The 19,762-nt window shown below is 62.2% G+C and carries 12 protein-coding genes; 7 read left to right on the top strand and 5 right to left on the bottom strand.

The genetic code is table 11. From position 1 onward, the window contains the following. Positions 1-119 precede the first annotated feature (119 nt). Together PD284_RS10095 and PD284_RS26940 are read right to left on the bottom strand one after the other, a co-directional pair. Positions 120-1,247 (bottom strand): DUF262 domain-containing protein, encoded by a 1,128-nt coding sequence (locus tag PD284_RS10095; RefSeq protein WP_274628069.1) that lies wholly within the window; start codon positions 1,245-1,247, stop codon positions 120-122. Beyond that, positions 1,247-2,005, bottom strand: a complete 759-nt coding sequence (locus PD284_RS26940) for an FRG domain-containing protein (RefSeq protein ID WP_411956263.1) — start codon at positions 2,003-2,005, stop codon at positions 1,247-1,249. Before PD284_RS26940 ends, PD284_RS10095 begins: the two co-directional genes overlap by 1 nt. A 358-nt stretch (positions 2,006-2,363) precedes the next feature. Here PD284_RS26940 and PD284_RS10100 point away from each other — a divergent pair, with 358 nt between their 5' ends. Then, a complete protein-coding gene (locus PD284_RS10100) occupies positions 2,364-2,792 on the top strand; it encodes a CAP domain-containing protein (protein WP_274628070.1) in 429 nt (142 codons plus the stop codon). 292 nt (positions 2,793-3,084) lie between these two features. Here the strand turns inward: PD284_RS10100 and carB are convergent, their stop codons facing one another. Next, a complete protein-coding gene (carB, locus tag PD284_RS10105) occupies positions 3,085-6,570 on the bottom strand; it encodes a carbamoyl-phosphate synthase large subunit (RefSeq protein WP_274628071.1) in 3,486 nt (1,161 codons plus the stop codon). Between the two features lie 295 nt (positions 6,571-6,865). Beyond that, positions 6,866-8,044: an alginate O-acetyltransferase AlgX-related protein gene (locus PD284_RS10110; RefSeq protein ID WP_274628072.1), complete on the bottom strand. Its 1,179-nt coding sequence runs from the start codon at positions 8,042-8,044 to the stop codon at positions 6,866-6,868. 414 nt (positions 8,045-8,458) lie between these two features. On the opposite strand from PD284_RS10110, the gene PD284_RS10115 reads away from it, so the two are divergent. The 3 genes from PD284_RS10115 to PD284_RS10125 all read left to right on the top strand — a co-directional run bounded on the left by PD284_RS10115 (position 8,459) and on the right by PD284_RS10125 (position 10,473). Next, positions 8,459-9,373: an ABC transporter substrate-binding protein gene (locus PD284_RS10115; protein ID WP_274630598.1), complete on the top strand. Its 915-nt coding sequence runs from the start codon at positions 8,459-8,461 to the stop codon at positions 9,371-9,373. 65 nt (positions 9,374-9,438) lie between these two features. Then, a complete protein-coding gene (locus tag PD284_RS10120; protein WP_274630599.1) occupies positions 9,439-10,092 on the top strand; it encodes a L,D-transpeptidase in 654 nt (217 codons plus the stop codon). A 48-nt stretch (positions 10,093-10,140) separates the two neighbouring features. Beyond that, the gene (locus PD284_RS10125; RefSeq protein ID WP_274628073.1) at positions 10,141-10,473 is read left to right on the top strand and encodes a hypothetical protein; all 333 of its coding nucleotides are present in this window, start codon (positions 10,141-10,143) and stop codon (positions 10,471-10,473) included. Between the two features lie 203 nt (positions 10,474-10,676). Here the strand turns inward: PD284_RS10125 and PD284_RS10130 are convergent, their stop codons facing one another. Next, on the bottom strand, positions 10,677-10,898 hold the full coding sequence (locus tag PD284_RS10130) for a cysteine rich repeat-containing protein (protein ID WP_274628074.1): 222 nt from the start codon (positions 10,896-10,898) through the stop codon (positions 10,677-10,679). 93 nt (positions 10,899-10,991) lie between these two features. Here PD284_RS10130 and PD284_RS10135 point away from each other — a divergent pair, with 93 nt between their 5' ends. The 3 genes from PD284_RS10135 (at position 10,992) to PD284_RS10145 (ending at position 19,699) form a co-directional block, all read left to right on the top strand. After that, entirely contained in the window at positions 10,992-12,164 is a 1,173-nt protein-coding gene (locus PD284_RS10135; RefSeq protein ID WP_274628075.1) for an efflux RND transporter periplasmic adaptor subunit, read from the top strand. Further along, a complete protein-coding gene (locus PD284_RS10140) occupies positions 12,161-15,316 on the top strand; it encodes an efflux RND transporter permease subunit (protein WP_274628076.1) in 3,156 nt (1,051 codons plus the stop codon). The genes PD284_RS10135 and PD284_RS10140 overlap by 4 nt, the downstream gene beginning before the upstream one ends. Positions 15,317-15,706: 390 nt before the next feature. Next, entirely contained in the window at positions 15,707-19,699 is a 3,993-nt protein-coding gene (locus PD284_RS10145; RefSeq protein ID WP_274628077.1) for an NACHT domain-containing protein, read from the top strand. Positions 19,700-19,762 lie beyond the last annotated feature (63 nt).

The raw sequence follows: 19,762 nt of genomic DNA on the forward strand, positions 1-19,762 counted from the left end.
GACCGGCATGGCTCAAAGGCGAGCCGGGAACCGGTGAAGCGTGGCGCAGATCTCTTAAGTGACTACCCGAAATGTGGATCGTCAATCAACGGCCCGGGATGCACGGAGACAGCGAATTGTCACGGGAGGATCCCCCCGATCAAGGTTCTGCCAAGAGGAATAAACTCAACCAGTCGCGATTCAGTAGACCGGCCCGTAGAATAGCCTGATTGCATTCGGGGCATGTTCCAGAGTTCACGAGCGACGTTGGTCAGGTCGGTCCTGTACGAGAGATTATTTGCTTGGTGATAGCCAATTCCAAGAGCAATAATCTCAAACGCAGATGTCAAGAACGGACCACGGAATTCTCCTTTGGCTTGGTCCCATCGACGAAACACATTCTCTCCACCATTTCTTTCTATTTCTATAAATGTTCTGACAAAACTTCTCTCCAAGACATTGAATCCGTCTGGATACTGTGTTGCGAGTGCAATCGAGTGATCATCAAGTATTTGTGGAAGGTCTCTTAAAGCAGTCAAAGTTAGTTTGTTCTGTGGCCAGTTGTGTAGAATAAAAAATCTGGTTACTAGTTCAAGGTCGTATCGTTCTTCGATTTGTTTTTCTGTCAGTTGAACTGTAGAGCGAAACTCTTCCAAAGACGCGAGGCGCTCCAAATGAGCGAAAAAGCTTGGCGATGCCGCCACCAAAAGAGCAGATCGCATCTCTTGAGCATTTAGCTGCGATCCATAGCTGTTGAGTCTCTGGAAAAGATCAAATTTAGTTTGAGGAGAAGACTCTCTCTTGATGATCTTGATGTCGATTTTTGATCGCTTGATGTCGAGCCGCTGCGCTTCCGACAAGCTCTTCGTGGGATTAAGATCGTGCCACCGTCTACCTTCTAAGCTGGGCAAGTATTTGGTTGCGCGAAGCTCTAGCATCGATTGCTGAGCACCGTTCCCATCACGAAGCTCGCCCTGAAGCTCGAAAATGGTGGAAAGCCTCTGGAGGCCGTCAACGACTTCCCACACACCACTTTCCGTTTGCGCGACAAAGATGGACGGAAGCGGAATGCCCAAGAGTAGACTCTCTACTAGACGTGATTTTTGGATCTCGGTCCAGCGGAAGAAACGCTGAAATTCTGGGCGTATTACGAGTTCTTTCTCGCGGTATAAGTTGGTAAGCTCTCCAATGCTCATAGGGTATCCATCGGAGGCTATCGCCTGCCGTGCCCGCTTTATCTCGGTTTCCAAGCTCTGATCAGGCGTCATCAAGTTCTCCAACCTTCAACCCGAGATAGCTCTGTTGCGAGTGACACCAGCTCTGGATAGACCATCGTCTCTACGAAGCCGATCGTGTTGAGCTGTTTACGGAGTTCACTTCGATCGCCCTTTATGGCGACGCGCCAGAGAGCGGAAGAGCCTTCTGAAGCAAAGTCCTCAAGGCAGCGAGGATCATCCCCCCAGACCATGAAAGTGCCTCGTTGGGCAACGATGCGACTTGAGTTATGAGTCCCAAAAATTGCAACGGGAGACCGGAGACGGCGTCTGGTTGTTTCCGGTCGATATGGCTCACTCTCATCGTCAGATGTCGTTAGGACGTGTATCTGGTTCCCATACTCCGACAAAACTGGGGTCGATCTGTTCCAAGATATTGGGTCTATGCACCAAACAACTGGTAGATTCTCCTCGCGAGCGTCGTCGGCGATTGCAAAGTGCGCCGCGATGAACATGTTTTCAGACCAGTCAAGGAGCCGTGTGGGCACCCCGTGATGCTGCATAGCAAAAAGGTGCTCCCAGTCATTTTGGGGATAGCCGGCGGGCCAGTACGGTAGGCTTCGTTGGCGGAAGCGCGTTAGTAGACGCTTCTCTCGATCAAATACGTCCGTGGACGGCCTTCCTTCTCGAAGCAAACCGGGGAGCAAAGAGTAGCCAGAACTAGCGTGCCCCCGGTACCATAGGAACCCTCCCTCCGGAAGGTCCCTGGCGATGCGCAATACGGTCTGAAGTAAGCCTTCAAGACCGTCCACTTCCAGCTGTTCAACCGGCAACGCTTTGCCTCCCCAATCCGTCCGATTGAATACCGGTTCCCCGCCACCACTACAATCAATGATTGTAGCAGCGCGATACTATCTTGTTGAAGTCTGCTAGATTCGGCTTGGTGCCTCCTCTAAGAAGTTGGTGAGAACGGATGGCGTGCTGGAAGAAATGAGGCGTTGCGCTCCGGCCAACATCCCTCATCCGAGCTCGCTTCGTTCGGCCACCTTCTCCCACAAAGGGAGAAGGGACGACGCGGAACGATTTTCCTTTCCGGGCGTATCGGAATTGCGCGCTGACTCCGTGGTGGTTGCCAGCCTGGCCTTGGGCGGCGCCACAAGGGAGAGGGACATGAAGATGAAGAGGTGCCTTGCCGCGATTGCGGTCGCAGTTTTTGTTTCGGGCTGCGTCAGCGAGACGGCCGGCTCCGCCGGCTCGGGTAACGCGATGCAGCAGATCAATGCCTATCGCGCGAGCCGCGGGCTTCAGCCCCTGTCCCCGCATCCCGTCGTCCGGAGGCTGGCGGAGCAGCACAGCCGGGACCAGGCAAGGGCGGGAAGGATGGGCCATTTCGGCTGGATGCAGCGCGTCGCGCAGGCGCGGGCCGCCGGCCTGCACTATTGCACCGAGAACGTCGGCTACAATCACCGGAGCGACAGCCATCTTGTCACCCGCTGGTCGCGGTCGTCCGGTCACAGGGCACATCTCTTGCGGCCGAATCTCCGCTACGGCGCCGTTTCCCGCGTCGGCGCCTATTCGACGTTCATCGCATGCGAATGAGATGCCCTTCTCCCCTTGTGGGAGAAGGGAAGGGCGGTGCCGCCCGGCCCTTCGCTAGGGCTCAGGGCGTTCGACACCTATGAAAGGTCCACTGGACCTTTCATTTCGCCTTCGGCGAAGCGGTGTCTCCAGCCGGGTCCCCGTTGCTTCGCAACGTCCCGGCGTTCGCTGGCCTTTCATCGTGCCACTGGCACGATGAATTCGCCTCCGGCGAACCGGCTGCTCACCCCCCTCTCCGTCGCGCTTCGTGCGACACCTCTCCCCCACTGTGGGGGAGAGGAAGGGAACCATTTCAGGCGAAATAGCTCTGCAGCGGGCGCACTTCGAGGCTGCCGGCCTTCAGGGCGGCGATGGCTTCGGCGACGGCGGCCATGCCGGCCAGCGTCGTGTAGTAGGGCACCTTCTGCATCAGCGTGGCGCGGCGGAGCGATTTTGAGTCCGACACCGCCTTCTGGCCGTCCGTCGTGTTGAAGACGATCTGCACCTGGCGGTTGCGGATGGCGTCCTCGATGTGCGGGCGGCCTTCCAGCACCTTGTTGATTTTCTGGGCCTCGACGCCGTTTTCGGCCAGGTAGCGGGCCGTGCCGCTGGTGGCCTGGACCTTGAAGCCGAGATCGGCCAGGCGCTTGACCGCCGGCAGGACGCCGGCCTTGTCCTCGTCGCGGACCGAGACGAACAGGGTGCCCGAGCGCGGCAGGTCGATGTTGGCGCCGAGCTGCGACTTGGCGAAGGCCATGGCGAAATCGCGGTCGAGACCCATGACCTCGCCGGTCGACTTCATCTCCGGGCCGAGCAGGATGTCGACGCCGGGGAAGCGGGCGAACGGGAACACGGCTTCCTTCACCGCGATGTGGCCGATGTCGTTGATATCAGGCTTCGGGCCGTAATGGGCGAACGCCGCGTCGAGGCTTTCGCCGGCCATGATGCGGGCGGCGATCTTGGCGATGGGACGCCCGATGGTTTTTGCCACGAACGGCACCGTGCGCGAGGCGCGCGGGTTGACCTCGAGCACGTAGATGACGCCGTCCTTGACGGCGTACTGCACGTTCATCAGGCCGCCGACTTTCAGCGCACGCGCAAGGGCCGCGGTCTGGCTCTCCAGTGCTGCGACGGTTTCTGGCGAGAGCGTCTTGACCGGCAGCGAGCAGGCGCTGTCGCCCGAGTGGATGCCGGCCTCCTCGATGTGCTCCATGATGCCCGAGACATAGGTGGACGCGCCGTCGCAGAGGCAGTCGACGTCGACCTCGGTGGCGGCCGACAGGTAGGTGTCGAACAGCAGCGGGTTCTTGCCGAGCAGCGTGTTGATCTGGCCGGTCTTGTCGTTGGGGTATTTCTGCTTGATGTCCTCCGGCACGAGGCCGGGCACGGTGTCGAGCAGGTAGGTCTGCAGCATGCCCTCGTCGTGGATGATCTGCATGGCGCGGCCGCCGAGCACGTAGGACGGGCGCACGACCAGCGGGAAGCCGAGGTCGGACGCCACCAGGCGGGCCTGCTCGACGGAATAGGCGATGCCGTTCTTCGGCTGGGTCAGCCCGAGCTTCTGCAGCAGCTTCTGGAAGCGGTCGCGGTCCTCGGCGAGGTCGATGGCGTCGGGCGAGGTGCCGAGGATCGGAATGCCGGCCTTCTCCAGTGCGTCGGCCAGCTTCAGCGGCGTCTGGCCGCCGAACTGGACGATGACGCCGTGCAGCGTGCCGGCGGCCTGCTCGGCGCGAAGAATCTCAAGCACGTCCTCCGGGGTAAGCGGCTCGAAATAGAGCCGGTCGGAGGTGTCGTAGTCGGTGGAGACGGTTTCCGGGTTGCAGTTGACCATGATGGATTCGTAGCCGGCCTCGGCCAGCGCATAGGCCGCATGGACGCAGCAATAGTCGAACTCGATGCCCTGGCCGATACGGTTGGGGCCGCCGCCGAGGATGACGACCTTCTTCTTGTCGGAGACCTTGGCCTCGTCGGCGAGATCACCGGCGAAGGGCGTCTCGTAGGTCGAGTACATGTAGGCCGTCGGCGAGGCGAACTCGGCCGCGCAGGTGTCGATGCGCTTGTAGACGGGGTGCACGCCGAGCTTTTCGCGAGTCTTTTGCACAGCTTCGGCGTCGGTCTTCGTCAGCGACGCGAGGCGGGCGTCGGAGAAGCCCATGGCCTTCAGCATGCGCAGGTTCTGCGCGTCCTCGGGCAGGCCGTGCTCGCGGATGCGCTCCTCGGTCTGCAGGATGCCGGCGATCTGCTCGAGGAACCAGGGGTCGATCCTGCACATGGCGTGCACGTCTTCGAGCGAGGTGCCCATGCGGATCGCCTGGGCGACCATGCGCAGGCGGTCGGGCGTCGGCGTGCCGAGCGCGGCGCGGATGGCGTTCTTGGCCTCCGGGCCGTCGGCGCCCGGGATCTCGATCTCGTCGAGGCCGGTCAGCCCGGTCTCAAGGCCGCGCAGCGCCTTCTGCAGCGATTCCTGGAAGGTGCGGCCGATCGCCATGACCTCGCCGACCGACTTCATGGCGGTGGTCAGCACCGGCTCGGCGCCCGGGAACTTTTCGAAGGCGAAGCGCGGGATCTTGGTCACGACGTAGTCGATCGACGGCTCGAACGAGGCCGGCGTCGCGCCGCCGGTGATGTCGTTCTCCAGTTCGTCCAGCGTGTAGCCGACGGCGAGCTTTGCGGCGATCTTGGCGATCGGGAAGCCGGTGGCCTTGGAGGCGAGCGCGGAGGAGCGCGAGACGCGCGGGTTCATCTCGATGACGACGAGGCGGCCGTCGGCGGGATTGACCGCGAACTGCACGTTGGAGCCGCCGGTCTCCACCCCGATCTCGCGCAGCACCGCGATCGAGGCGTTGCGCATGATCTGGTATTCCTTGTCGGTCAAGGTCAGCGCCGGGGCCACCGTGATGGAATCGCCGGTGTGGACGCCCATCGGGTCGACGTTCTCGATCGAGCAGATGATGATGCAGTTGTCCGCCTTGTCGCGGACGACCTCCATCTCATACTCCTTCCAGCCGAGCACTGATTCCTCGACCAACACCTCGGTGGTGGGGGAGGCGTCGAGGCCGGCCGAGACGATGTCGAAGAACTCGGCGCGGTTGTAGGCGATGCCGCCGCCGGTGCCGCCCAGCGTGAAGGAGGGGCGGATGATGGCGGGCAGGCCGACATGGTCGAGCGCCTGCGCGGCCACCGCCATGGCGTGGCTCATGTAGCGCTGCTTGCGGTCACCCTCGCCGAGGTTCCACTGGTTCTCCAGGTCGTCCAGCGCCTTGTCGAGATCAGCGCCGGCGAGCTTGGCCTTGAGCTCCGCGCGCTCGGCATCGTGCGTCTTGCGGTCGGCGGTCTTCACGTCGGTGGCGTTGGCAAGCATCGACTTGGGCGTCTCCAGCCCGATCTTGGCCATGGCCTCGCGGAACAGCGCGCGGTCCTCGGCCTTGTCGATGGCGTGGGCGTCGGCGCCGATCATCTCGACATTGTAGCGGTCGAGCACGCCCATGCGGCGCAGCGACAGCGCCGTGTTGAGCGCGGTCTGGCCGCCCATGGTCGGCAGCAGCGCGTCGGGCCGTTCCTTGGCGATGATCTTCGCCACCACTTCGGGGGTGATCGGCTCGACGTAGGTGGCGTCGGCAAGCTCCGGATCGGTCATGATGGTGGCCGGGTTGGAGTTGACCAGGATGACCCGGAAACCTTCCTCCTTGAGCGCCTTGCACGCCTGTGTGCCCGAATAGTCGAACTCGCACGCCTGGCCGATGACGATGGGGCCGGCCCCGATGATGAGGATCGACTTGATGTCGGTTCTTTTTGGCATGCGAGGTCCGTCTCTTCGGTCTTGTTCTTGGGCGCTTGCGCGAAAAACCGGCACGGGGATGCCCGGCCGGGGTGCGTCGCTGGAATCTGTCAGGCTAGGCGCGCCTTATAGGGGAGAGAGGCGGCGGATGGAACCCCGGAAATGCCGCTGCGAAGCAGGCGGGAAGCAGGGAATGCAGCAAAGGCTCCGCAGGCGGCCACAGTTCCCTCCATCAAGCGTACGTCGTTGCGGATCCGGCTGAGTCCGCCCGATCTTCCGAGGTGTGTCTCGACATGGCCAGGTTCCGGATGAAAGTTCAGTTGGCGCGGGGGGCGGCGACATTGGCGATCGTCCTCCCGGCGCCATACGCCGACAGGCCGGCCTGAAGGTGGGCAACAATCTCGTGGGCTGCCAGAGCATTCCCGGCGATGCTCAGATGCATGTCGTCATACCAGTACAGAGGCTCTGTCGCTCCCTTGTACTCGGCAAACGGTCCGCTGAGGTCGACATAATCGATGCCTTCTCCCTCGAGCATATTCTTGAGGCTCTCGAAGTAGGCGACATTCCCAATATTGGACAGCGGCGGAACCAGTACAAAAACAAGGTCGGATCCGATCGAGTCGGCGTAGGCCTTGAAGGCGTACAGGCCTTCACGATTTCTCTCGTAGAGCGGTCCTTGATAGCTGGGCGGCGTCGACCCATCGCACACGCCCGACGGGTATATGCCTTGGGTACGGTTGGCGGGCCTGCCCCATAATGCCGACCGCAAGCGGTAGTAGGCGCGTATGACGACGTTCGCGGTCAAGGAGTACTTGCGCAGTTGGAAGCGAACATTGTCGGCGGTCGTGGCTCGTGCCGGTCCACTCCATTGCCCGATCGTCCGGATCTGGATGGACCACGTGTCTCCAGCCTGGACGACGCTCTTGTTCTCGAAGAGCCACCCGTCGACCACGGTGGAGTGCGGAAAGGCAAAGTCGTTGCAAACATCGTTCGGAAAATACTGCACGATGATCGCCTTTGGTGACCTTCCGATCCTGGAAATCACCTTTCGCGCCTTCATCAACTGATGCAGTTGCCCGGTGTGGGGAACGCCACACTTCAAGACGCGCATGTCGGTGCGCTTCTCCACGATCGTTCCGTACTTGGACTGAAACGGAGCAAATCCCCAGGAAAAGCTGTCTCCAGCCAAGTAGTAATATTCAGAGTCCGGCCCCTCCCCAATATCAAAGCAGGAAAGCTCGTTGGCCCAGACTCCGTAATAGAAGCCCTCGACCCAATGGTTCTCCTCACGGGTCGAGGGACTGATGTCGAAGCCCATCGCGCTATCGCTGGTGAAGTATCCCTGTGGAAACAAACGAGAGCCGGCATAGGGTGGAGGTTGGCAGTTCGCGCAACCATACGGCCAGATCCATCGGCCAATCTTCTCAGGAAGCAAGAAGAACGCTGCCGCATCCAGCAATAGCAGCAGTGCGGCAGCCAACGCGACGTTAGCCAATAATGTTCGAAGTGTCCCCTCTAGGCGTGTCACGATCGTTGCACGGTCGACCAGAGTTTATTCTTGTGTCCGTCCATAGAATGCCGGAGCGGTTTGCCAAAACACTTCGATCGCGCCGCGGTTTCTGTCATGTCAGGAAAAGCGCCTTCAAGGTTCGCTCTTTGCGCGTGCGCATGCATCGGGGCTCGAATGCTCTGGCGGGTCCTGCCGTTCCACAGCGTGCCGCTGCGGCCCGGCATGCCCGGCATCCCCTTACCGGCAGATCGCGCTCCGCATTTTTTGGTCGCGCGAAACGCTGGAGTATGATGTTATCCACGGCGCGCAACGGGACGGGTGCGTGCGGAGGAGAGTCATCACATGATGAGTCCGTGGCCTTCCATTGTCCGGCGAGCGTCGGCAGTCTTGTCGATGCTCATGCTCGCGAGCGCCAGCGGGTACGCCGCCGAGCTGACCATCGCGATGCCCAACTGGCCGTCCGGCCAAGCGACCGCCAACATCCTGAAGGTGAGCCTGAAGAAGGAGTTCGGCATCGATGCGGATGCCGTCGAGATGGGCACGCTGATCGCCTTCAATGGCCTCAATTCCGGCGAGGTGGATATCCATCCGGAAGTCTGGCTGCCAAATCTCGACAACCTCGTGAAGAAGTATGTGGATCAGGCGGGCACCGCAGCGGTCAGCCCGATCGGCGGGAAGGCCTGGCAGGGCATTTGCGCCACGCGGGCGGCGGCCGACAAGGTCGGCGTGAAGGATATCGCCGACCTCAGCGATCCGGAGAAGACAGCCGCCTTCGACACCGACGGGGACGGCATGGGAGAACTGTGGATCGGCGCGCCGACGTGGTCGTCGACGACGATCGAGCGCATCCGCGCCAACAGCTACGGCTACGCCAAGACGATGGCGCTGCTGACGATGCCGGAGGACGTCGGGATGGCGGCAGTGGACGCCGCGGTAGCGACGGACCGGCCGATGGTGTTCGCCTGCTACGCGCCGCATGTCGTCTTCAAGCTGCACGACATCGTCCGGCTTACCGAACCTCCCTACGACGCAGCAAAATGGAAAGTCGTGCTGCCGACGGAGGATCCGGGCTGGCTGGCGAAGTCGAGCGCGCCGGTGGCGTGGGACGCGGCGCATTTCCACATCGCCTACGCGACCAAGCTGCGCAAGGACCATCCCGACGTGGTGAAGTTCCTCGAGCGTGTCGACTTCAGCACCGATGAAGTCACCGAGATGAGCTACGCGCTGCAGGTGGAGCGGCGGGACCCCTACGAGTTCGCTGAGAAATGGGTCGCGGACCATCAGGCGCGCATCGACGGGTGGGCCAAGCCATGACCGGCACCAGAACGAACAAGGCAAGGATCGCAGCCGCCGCGCGCCTCTGGAACATCGGGCGCAGGATGCCGGCGGCAGCCGCGGCGCTGCTCGCCCTCAGCCTCGCCGCCTCGACGATCGCGGCGCTGGCCGCGGGCACGCAGGTGTACGATCCGAAGACCCGCAAGTGGATCGACTACGACCGCACCAAGGCCTACCAGTACTACCGCAAGAACAAGCAGGTGCCGGAATCCTTCCGCAGGCAGGTGGTGAAATTCCGCACCGCGGAACGGCCGGGCACGATCATCATCGACGGCAACCAGCACTTTCTCTATCTCGTGCAGCCGGGTCAGACGGCGATCCGCTATGGCATCGGCGTGGGCCGCGAGGGATTCGGCTGGGCCGGCATCGTGCGCGTGGGGCGCACGGCGGAATGGCCGACCTGGACGCCGCCGGCGGAAATGGTCGCCCGGGATCCGAACGCACGCAAGTGGGCCGGCGGCCAGCCCGGCGGGCCCGACAACCCGCTCGGCGCAAGGGCGCTCTACCTCTACGAAGGCGACCAGGACACGATCTACCGCATCCATGGCACGCCCGAGCCGTGGACGATCGGGCTCAACGTGTCGTCCGGCTGCATCCGGATGAACAACGACGATATCGTCGACCTCGCCTCGCGCATCGAGATCGGGGCCAAGGTGATCGTGCTCATGCAGGGCGCTGCTCTTTACAAAGGCGTTTGATTTTCCGGGCGGACGCCATCGTCCGCCGACAATCGGAGAGGGTGGAACATGCACAGGGACAACGCGCCTGCCGCTCGCGGCGGGAAGGGTCTTGCGGTGACGGCCATTCTGCTTGCAACGGGGCTGGCCGCGTGCAGCAGCACGTCGCCAACGCAGGACCAGATGTCGAGGACGACACTGGAGACGGCTCCTGCCGACCTGCAGCTCATCTGCGCAGGACAGGCGGCGAAGACGAGCGGCGTCGAGAGCGCCAAGGTGCTGCCGACAAGCTCGCGCAAGCTCGACGCCAGGAACTATCAGGTGGACCTCAACGCCGGCGGAACCGCAATGCGCTGCGTGGTGGACGCGGACGGCAAGATCGTCTCCGTCCAGGCGGCGTAAGCCAGGCGCCGGCTGCCGGCTAGCGGAGGTGGCGCGCCAGCGCCGGTCGTCTAATCCCTGCTTGTACCTGACCCGTAGGGGGAACCTGCACTCCGGATAACCGTGTCCGTCGCGGCGGACCGACGTATGGCCGTCATGCGCCGCGGCCGTGCCCGGCAGCGGGCAGGCGCGGGCGGCGCAAGCCGACGGGGCGGCCCGATGACCTACTTCGGCATGTGCGCCTTGACGACTTTCTGGCAGTCCGGCGTGAGATCGTTCAAGTGTTTGGAAAGACACTCGATGATGCGGCCGCCGCCTGCCTGCACGCCGGGGCAGAACTTCTCAAAGTCGGCCTGGCATGCGGCGCGATCCGCGGCTGTCTGTGCTGCCGCGATGTCGATGAGTGGCAAGGTCGCAAGGAAAGCTATGCTCAGCACGGCGCGCATGAAGAATCCTCCGATTGTATCGGACCAAAGTATCTCCGCGCTTCCACGATAGCATGATCTGAACTATGGTTTCAGCCGTACGGAGGGGTCCAGATGCGGTTTGTATCGGGTACGTCCTGGGCGGTCGCCTGCGTGTTCGCTATTGCAGCATTGCTGTCGGCATGCAGCAAGGAGAACTCCTATGTACCGCCGCCGCCTCCAAAAGTGGAAGTTGCGCTGCCGCTCAAGGAGACGGTGACGCCCTATCTCTACGCGACCGGCAACACGACTGCGGTGAACTCGACGCCGCTCGTGGCCCGGGTGTCGGGCTTTATCCAGGAGATCGACTACAAGGACGGCGCAGCGGTCAAGGCCGGCACCCGGCTGTTCCTGATCGAGCCTGAGCCCTACGAGCTGGCGCTGGAGCAGGCCGAGGCCGGGCAGGCTTCGTCCGCCGCATCGGCCAAGCAGTCCGCCACCGAGATGAAGCGGCAGCAGGACCTGCTCGCGCAGAAAGTGGTCTCCGCGTCGAGCTTCGACCAGGCCTCCGCCGCAGCCGCGGTCGACGTCGCCAAGCAGCAGCAGTCGGCCGTCGACGTCAAGCAGGCCCAACTCAATTTGAGCTACACCGAGGTGAAGGCGCCGTTCGACGGCATCGTCACGGCCCGCCAGGTGTCGATCGGACAGCTGGTCGGCGGGGCCGATCCCACCACGCTCGCAACGATCGTCCAGCTCGATCCGATCTACGTCAACTTCAACGTCAGCGAACAGGACGTGCTGCGCGTGCGCGCCGACCTCGCCAAGCGAGGGCTCGCCATGCCCGACCTGACCAAGACAAAGGTCGACGTCGAGGTGGGACTGCAGACCGAGACCGGATTTCCGCACAAGGGAACGCTGGACTACGCCGCGCCAGAGGTAAACGCGTCCACCGGCACGCTGGCCGTGCGCGCGGTGTTCGAGAACGCGGCTCGCATGCTCCTGCCGGGCTATTTCGTCCGCGTGCGGGTGCCGCTGCTCAAGGAGCCGGACATGCTGCTCGTCCCCGACCGGGCGATCGGCAGCGACCAGAGCGGCCGCTACGTGCTGGTGGCCGGCAAGGACGACGTCGTCGAGCAGCGCACCGTCGAGATCGGCCAGCTCGTCGGCAACCTCAGGGTGATCATGTCGGGCATCAAGGAGGACGACCGCGTGGTCATCTCCGGACTGCTCACCGCCGTGCCCGGCCAGAAGATCGAGCCGCAGACGAAGACGCTCGAGACGGCCGCCGCGGACGGCGCCGCGCAATGATCTCCAAATTCTTCATCGAGCGTCCCGTCCTGGCGAACGTCATCGCCATCCTGATGGTCGTCATCGGCATCGTATCGCTGATTTCGCTACCGGTGGCGCAGTATCCGAACGTCGTGCCGCCGACCGTCTCGGTGACCACCCGCTATCCGGGGGCCAGCGCGCGCACCGTGATCGACACCGTCGCGCTGCCGATCGAGCAGCAGGTCAACGGCGTCGAGGACATGATCTACATGCAGTCGTTCGGCGCGTCGGACGGCAGCTACAGCCTGACCGTGACCTTCGCCATCGGCACCGACCTCGACAAGGCCCAGGTGCTGGTGCAGAACCGGGTGTCCGCCGCCATGGCGGGATTGCCGCAATCCGTGCAGGTGCAGGGCGTCAACGTCCAGAAGCGATCGAACGCGATCCTGGAAATCGTGACGCTGACCTCGCCGGACGGGAAGTATGACAGTCTCTATCTCAGCAACTACGCGACGATACGCCTGAAGGACGAGATCGCGCGCGTGCCGGGCGTCGGCAGCGTCACGGTGTTCGGCGCCGGGCAGTATTCGATGCGCATCTGGCTCGACCCGGAGAAGATGCAGGCGCGCGGGCTCACCGTGCAGGACGTGATGCAGGCGCTGAGCCAGCAGAGCGAGCAGGTGACCGCAGGGCAGGTCGGGGCGCCGCCGACGCCGAACGGCCAGTCGTTCCAGTACACGATCGAGGTTTCGAGCCGGCTCGACGACCCCGAACAGTTCAGCAACGTGATCGTGAAGACCGGCGCGGACGGCGCGCTGACGCGCGTGCGCGACGTCGGCCGCGTGGAACTTGGCGCGCAGACCTACGGGCAGTACTTCAACCTCGACGGCCAGCAGGCGGCGGGCATGGCCATTTTCCTCGCGCCGGGGGCCAATGCGCTGGAGGTGGCGGAAAGGGTCGCGGCGCGAATGGAGCCGCTGGCGCGCGAGTTCCCGCAGGGCGTGACCTACTCGATCCCGTTCGACACCACGATCTTCGTCGGCCAGGCGATCCACGAGGTCTACAAGACGCTGATCGAAGCGGCCGTGCTGGTGCTGATCGTCATCCTCGTCTTCCTGCAGGACTGGCGGGCGATGCTGGTGCCGGCGACGACGGTGCCGGTGACCATCATCGGCGCGTTCGCCGCGATGGCCGCACTCGGGTTCTCGGTCAACCTGTCGACCCTGTTCGCCATCGTGCTCGCCATCGGCATCGTCGTCGACGACGCCATCGTGGTGGTCGAGGGCGCCGCCCACAACATGGAAAAGGGCATGTCCGGCCACGACGCCGCGATCGCCGCCATGAACGTGCTGTTCGGGCCGATCGTCGGCATCACGCTGGTGCTGATGGCGGTGTTCCTGCCGGCCGCCTTCCTGCCCGGCCTGACGGGCCAGATGTATGCGCAGTTTGCGCTGGTGATCGCCGCGACCGCACTGATCAGCGCCATCAACGCGGCGACGCTGAAGCCGACGCAATGCGCGATGTGGCTGCGGCCGCCCGTGCCGCCTGACCAGCGCAACATCTTCTCGCGCGGCTTCAATGCCGTCTACCAGCGCTGCGAGAACGGCTATGCGCGGCTGATCGGGGCGATGGTGCGCCGCAGCGGCGTCATGGTCCTGATCGCGCTGGCGATCATCGGCGCGGCCGGCTACGGCATATCGCGCGTGCCGACCGGCTTCATCCCGGTCGAGGACCAGGGATATATGCTCGCCACCGTCCAGCTGCCGGACGCCGCCGCGCTGGAGCGCACGCAGGCGACGCTGCAGGAGGTGACGAAGATCGCCAAGGCGACGCCGGGGGTCGACCAGGTGGTGACGATCGCCGGCGTCTCGCCGCTCGACAACAACGCGCCGCTGGCCAACGCGGGCGTCGCCTACATCGTCCTCAAGGACTGGTCGGAGCGCGGCGAGGGCGAGGACCTGCTGTCGCTCTATACGGCGCTGAACAGGAGCATGTCCGACCTGCCGGACGGGCGCGTGCTGGTGCTGCCGCCGCCGCCGATCCAGGGCATCGGCAACGCCGCCGGCTTCTCGATGGTGATCGAGGTGCGCGACGGCAGCTTCGATCTCGCCAAGCTGCAGAGCGCGGTCAACGCGGTGGTGAAGACGGCCGAGACGCAGTCGGGCATCCAGCGCGTGTCGGCTCCGTTCCGCGCCGGCGTCCCGCAATACCAGGTCGAGATCGATCGCGAAAAGGTCCAGCGCGTCGGCCTCACCACGGACGAGGTGTTCCAGACCCTGGCCGGCTATCTGGGCTCCAGCTATGTCAGCCAGTTCAACAAGTTCGGGCGCGTGTTCCAGATCTATGTGCAGGGCGACGCCCAGTTCCGCCTGACGCCCGACGACATCACCCGTCTCACCGTGCGCAACCAGAACGGCGACATGATCCCGCTCGGGACGCTGCTGACGATCACCCCGGCGGTCGGGCCATCGGTGATCAGCCTTTACAACCTCTACCCATCGGCTTCGATCAGCGGCGTGCAGTCAGCCGGGTTTTCCTCGGGCGACGCGATCAAGCTGATGGAGGAGGTGGCGGACGACGTGCTGCCGCCCGGAACCGGCTTCGACTGGACGGCGCTGACTTTTCAGGAAAAACTCGTCGCCAACCAGATCTACTTCGTGTTCGGCATGGCGTTGCTGCTCGTCTACCTGGTGCTGGCCGGGCAATACGAGAGCTGGCTCGCCCCGATCTCGATCCTGCTTGCGGCGCCGCTTTCGCTGGTCGGGCCGACGCTGGTGCTCACCGGGGTGGGCCTCGACAACAACCTCTATGTCCAGATCGGCCTCATCCTGCTCATCGCCCTGTCGGCGAAGAACGCCATCCTCATCGTCGAGGTGGCGCGCGAGATGCGCGCCGCCGGCAAGCCGATCATCGAGTCGGCGATCGAGGCGGCGCGCTCCCGCTTCCGGCCGATCCTGATGACCTCGTTCGCCTTCATCCTCGGCGTCTTTCCGCTGGTGGTGGCGACGGGCGCCGGCGCCAGCGCCCGCAAGTCGATCGGCGTCACGGTGTTTTCCGGCATGATCGCCTCGACCTGCCTCGCCGTGCTGTTCGTGCCGTCGTTCTTCGTCGTCATGCAGCGCTTCGAGGAGTGGCGCGCGGAGCGAGCCGGAAAGCGGAAAGCCGCGGGCGCGATGCCTCCTGCAGAATAGGCCGTAAACTCCCTAATGCGGAATGACCAGGATGGGGTGGGAAGCGGGCTGGCAGGTTCGGGCGGCTGAGTTGGGAACCGGCCATTTAGGTGGCCGCCGCACTTGGACCGCAACGCGCCCCCATTCCGGTCGTTGCTAGGCAGACTGATCGCTCTCGAAACGTGCCGTTCATTCACCTGCCCGGTGAACTCTCCCGATCGTACAACATAGCCCGTTTGAGACCATCTCGACACTGGCGCTGGATGATTTGGGTGCCCAGATGGGAAACTAAGAAGCCGCTTGAGGCCCATCGCGCCCATTGGTGGCGTGATGTCATCCCATCCGAAAATGCTCGGGAAAAGCTGAGTTACCTGTGGAGACGCCCCGTTACCGCATTTATGCTTTTCCACCATGGAGCAAGGCTACATAGAGCGCAGTCTACAACTCGGTGACACGATCATCTCCGAGGAAGATTTGCTGTCGAAATACGAAATCGTCCTTGTCCTGGCCGAGCCTGGTGCCGGGAAATCCGAGCTTCTCCGCAGCCTAGCAGCCCGAACGGGCACCGCGCCAATCCGGGCGAGTTTGTTTCGGCACCGCGAAATTCTGGCGGGCGTCCCTGCACTCGTGATCGATGCCCTCGACGAACTCGCAAAGATCGATCAATCGGCCATCGATCAGGTAATCGAGAAAGCCCGGGCGACAGGTGGCAGCCGCGTTGTCATGGCCTCACGGTCGAGCGAGTGGGACACGCAGCGCACGCACCTTCTCAAGGAAGCCTTTGGCATAGAACCTGCCGTCATCCGGCTACAGCCATTCACACGAGAAGAGCAAAAAGCCCTCTTCGGGCAGCACGTTCCCGGAGAGGACTTTGCCTGTTTTAGCGAGGAAGTCGAGCGGTTCGAGTTGTCGCCGCTCTTGGGCAACCCGCAGTTTTTGAAGCTGTTCGCAGATGCCTATGTCAGGCGCGGGAGACAGCTCGTCTCTAAACGGCAAATCTTTGTGGACGCCATCGAGAAGCTCGCATCCGAGTCCAGCTCGTCGGAATGGCAAAGAAGCCGTCCACCTATCGAAAACATCCTCACCATCGCCGAGGAACTCTTTGCGAAGACGATGCTCGCTGGAGCCAGCGGACTCTCCGTTGCAGACAGCAATGATCGGGATTTTCCCTACCTGTTTTCGCTCAGCGCGGCAAATACAGGTACGGTGACTCTCGCACTCAATACGCGCCTCTTCAAACCCACAAACGAAGTGACCAACCACGAGCCGGTGCACCGGATCGTCGCCGAATACTGCGCCGCCAGATATCTGGTCCGCCGCGCAGAGGATAAGGCCGACAATCTCATGCTCAGCCGCGTCTTGTCAGTCGTTGCTCCCAGCAATGTCGTCCGTGACGAACTTCGCGGACTGCTTGGTTGGATGGCCTCGCTCGGCAATCCGCAGACACAGGAAGCCTGCATACGGATCGACCCCTATGCGGTGTTGGCCAACGGGGACCCGTCGCAGCTTTCCTCCTCCTCTAAACGCCTTTTGCTGAAGGAGCTTCAGGAACTGTCCGAAGTCGACCCGTATTTTCGGCGAAGTGACGCATGGCGTCGTTTCAGCGTGGCCGGACTGCTTACCCCGGAAATCGTGGTGGACGTTCGAACGGCACTGTCGGGGAGTGGAACTTCATCGGATCTTCGCAACCTCCTTCTGGAGTTGCTGGACGGATCGGCGATTGCATCGCAATTGGCCGATACCCTTCGCGATATCGTTCTTGATCCGAGCATGAACGTATACACCCGCATCAGGGCGCAGCGTATCCTGGTCGGTTTTGAATCCTACAACCACACCTCGCTTACCGAGGCGCTGGTGGGCAAAGGCGATTCCCCCTCGCTGCGCATCGCTGTCGAAAGCGTCGAAATTCTCTGGAAATCGATTGAACTGCCGACGATCATCGCCCTCCTGAGGGGGGTCGGTAAAAAGACATCCAAGAGGACGCACGAGGACAGCGACTCCCGATTCAACCTTCGCTATCAGACGAAGCAGATGATAGCCGGGTTTGATCTGGCGACCACAGTCGCGCTACTCGATGACCTGACGAACGATCTGCAATGCACATGCGGCAAGTCGCGATCTTACCAATGCGAGTGCCGACCTGGCCCGAGCAAGATCGTCGGATCGCTGCTCGATCGATATTTCGAGTTGGCTGACGGCCCCTACGATCCACAGCGTGTGTGGCGCTGGACGCAGCACCTCATCTTTCCCGATCACCAGTCGCCCGAGAATTGCACTGCGATCAAGCGCCTTCAGGAGGAGGACGGGTTGCGACGCGCCATCTACCTTATCGCGATGACCGAACTCCCCGACAAACAAGCGGTTTGGGAGGCGCGCACGCGCTTTTGGAGCAACGTTGGCCATGCCGGACTCCGGATGAAATCGGAAGACCTGTTTGCGATCACGTCGGAAGCATTTGCGGCCGGAAATCTGGCTCTCTGGGCTGGTTTCTACGCAAGTCACAATGCCTGGTCGGAAAACAAGGAACCCGATCCACTTAGGGCTCATCTGCGCAATCACGCACGCAGCGATCCGCGATTCTTAAGAATCTGGGCGGACCTTGAAAGATGCTCACGCAAGCATCGTTCCGAGCAGCAGGATCGATGGCCCCGTCGGCAGCGTCGCTGGCAACTTCGGGAAAGCGCCGCGAAAGAAAACAGGGCCAACTTCTTCCGCGAAAACAGAGCGCGTATCGAAGCCGGACAGCATTGGGGCGCGCTTCGTGACATCGCCGATTGCTACATGCTCGAACCGGACAAGCTGGCAGAGTTTCTCGATGATGCTGGAACGGCGGATATTGCGCTTTGCAACGCGTTTCCCCTGTTGGCTCCGGATACGCCAACCCTGGCGACGCTCAGTGCAGACCGACTGGTGGTGACACGCGTGCTTCATGCTGCGTGCCTTGCGACTTTCCGCAGAGACCGGACTTTGGAACGCGTCGATCTCGATGGCCTGAGGGCAGTCAAAACTGATGTGGGCGGTTATCAGGGCTATCGCGATGGCGAGGGCGATGCGTTCGAGGCTGAAATCGATCGCCTGATATTTTCAGGCGATGGCGATGTAGAGGCGTTTGTGCGCGCCTTCATCGAGCCCCAGCTATCACATTCACCGGATGCCGCCACGGATGTTGGCTGGCTGAACCACAAAGCGGCATTCCGAACGCTCCGATCGTATTTGCCGCTTGAGTGGCTGACGCGATTTCCGTCCATGCCGCACAACGCACGCGACACGTTATTTAATCTTGCCGCCGAGCATGGCGACCGAGTTGCTCTCAACGCGCTTATTTTGTCGCGATGTGAAGAGGTTCAGTTAGAGCATCGCGATGAGAACGGCGACCGCCACGGACCCAGCGCATTCTGGTTGCTGCGAGGCTTCTTCTTCCTCTCTGATCCTCCCGAGCCAATCTGGGCATATATGAGGAGCGACCCCAATGTCCTCCTGTCCATCGAGCACTTCGCCGGACGAATGTCACGCGACGAGCATCGCGGCTGGCCGACGCTCTCGGCGAACAAGGTATTCGGCATCCTTGATATCTTTATCGCTGCGTGGCCCAAGGTGCATCTGCCCAGCAGTTGGGGTTCTTGCTCGCCGGACGGAGAAAGAGCATATCGCTTTCTCACTGAAGTGATCTATACCATCAGCCGCGACGAACCGCAGAACGCGCTTGCCGCGCTCGACGGAATTCTGGCTGATCCAAGATTCACGGCATTTCATGCCGAGGCGAAAAGCCTTAAGGCCGCCGCCCTGCGCAAGAGAGCACTCCAGGCCTTCGAGCCACCTTCGGTCGCTGCGGTGAATGAGTTGCTCAATCATAATCGCATCGCAACTGTGGAGGACCTTAGGACGGTGCTCGGGGAGGATTTTTCAGATTATCAGGCATGGCTTCGGCATGCTGAAACTAATCCACTTTCCGTGTTTCATCCGGGGGGAAACCGACTTGACGAGAACGGCTGCCGCGATCGTATCGTAGACCACCTCAATGCCCAGATGCGCGCGCGGAATCTGTCGGTGGTGATCGAGCAGCATTTCGCGGATTCAAACAGATGCGACATTACGGCGGCTGCGATGATCGATGGAGCGCGGCACTTGCTCGTTGTCGAGGTCAAAGGTCAATGGCATCGCGAACTCTTCACCGCTGCGTCGGCGCAACTGCATGAGCGCTACAGCAGCCATCCCGATGCCGCACAACAGGGCATCTATCTCGTGCTGTGGTTCGGGCCTGCGGAATCCTTGGCGGGTCGTCAGACGCACGAAGTGAAATCACCGGCCGAACTGAAGGACATTATCGAGGAGAGAATTCCGCTCGACATCCGAGCTCTAATCGATGTGGTCGTGCTCGACCTTTCACTAAAATCACGGGCTTAATTCTGCTGGGCCGCTGATACAAACGCAGGCAGAACGATGATATATCCCTAGCACAATATTCGC

This window comes from Mesorhizobium shangrilense (genome assembly GCF_028826155.1).
GTDB lineage: Bacteria > Pseudomonadota > Alphaproteobacteria > Rhizobiales > Rhizobiaceae > Arvimicrobium > Arvimicrobium flavum.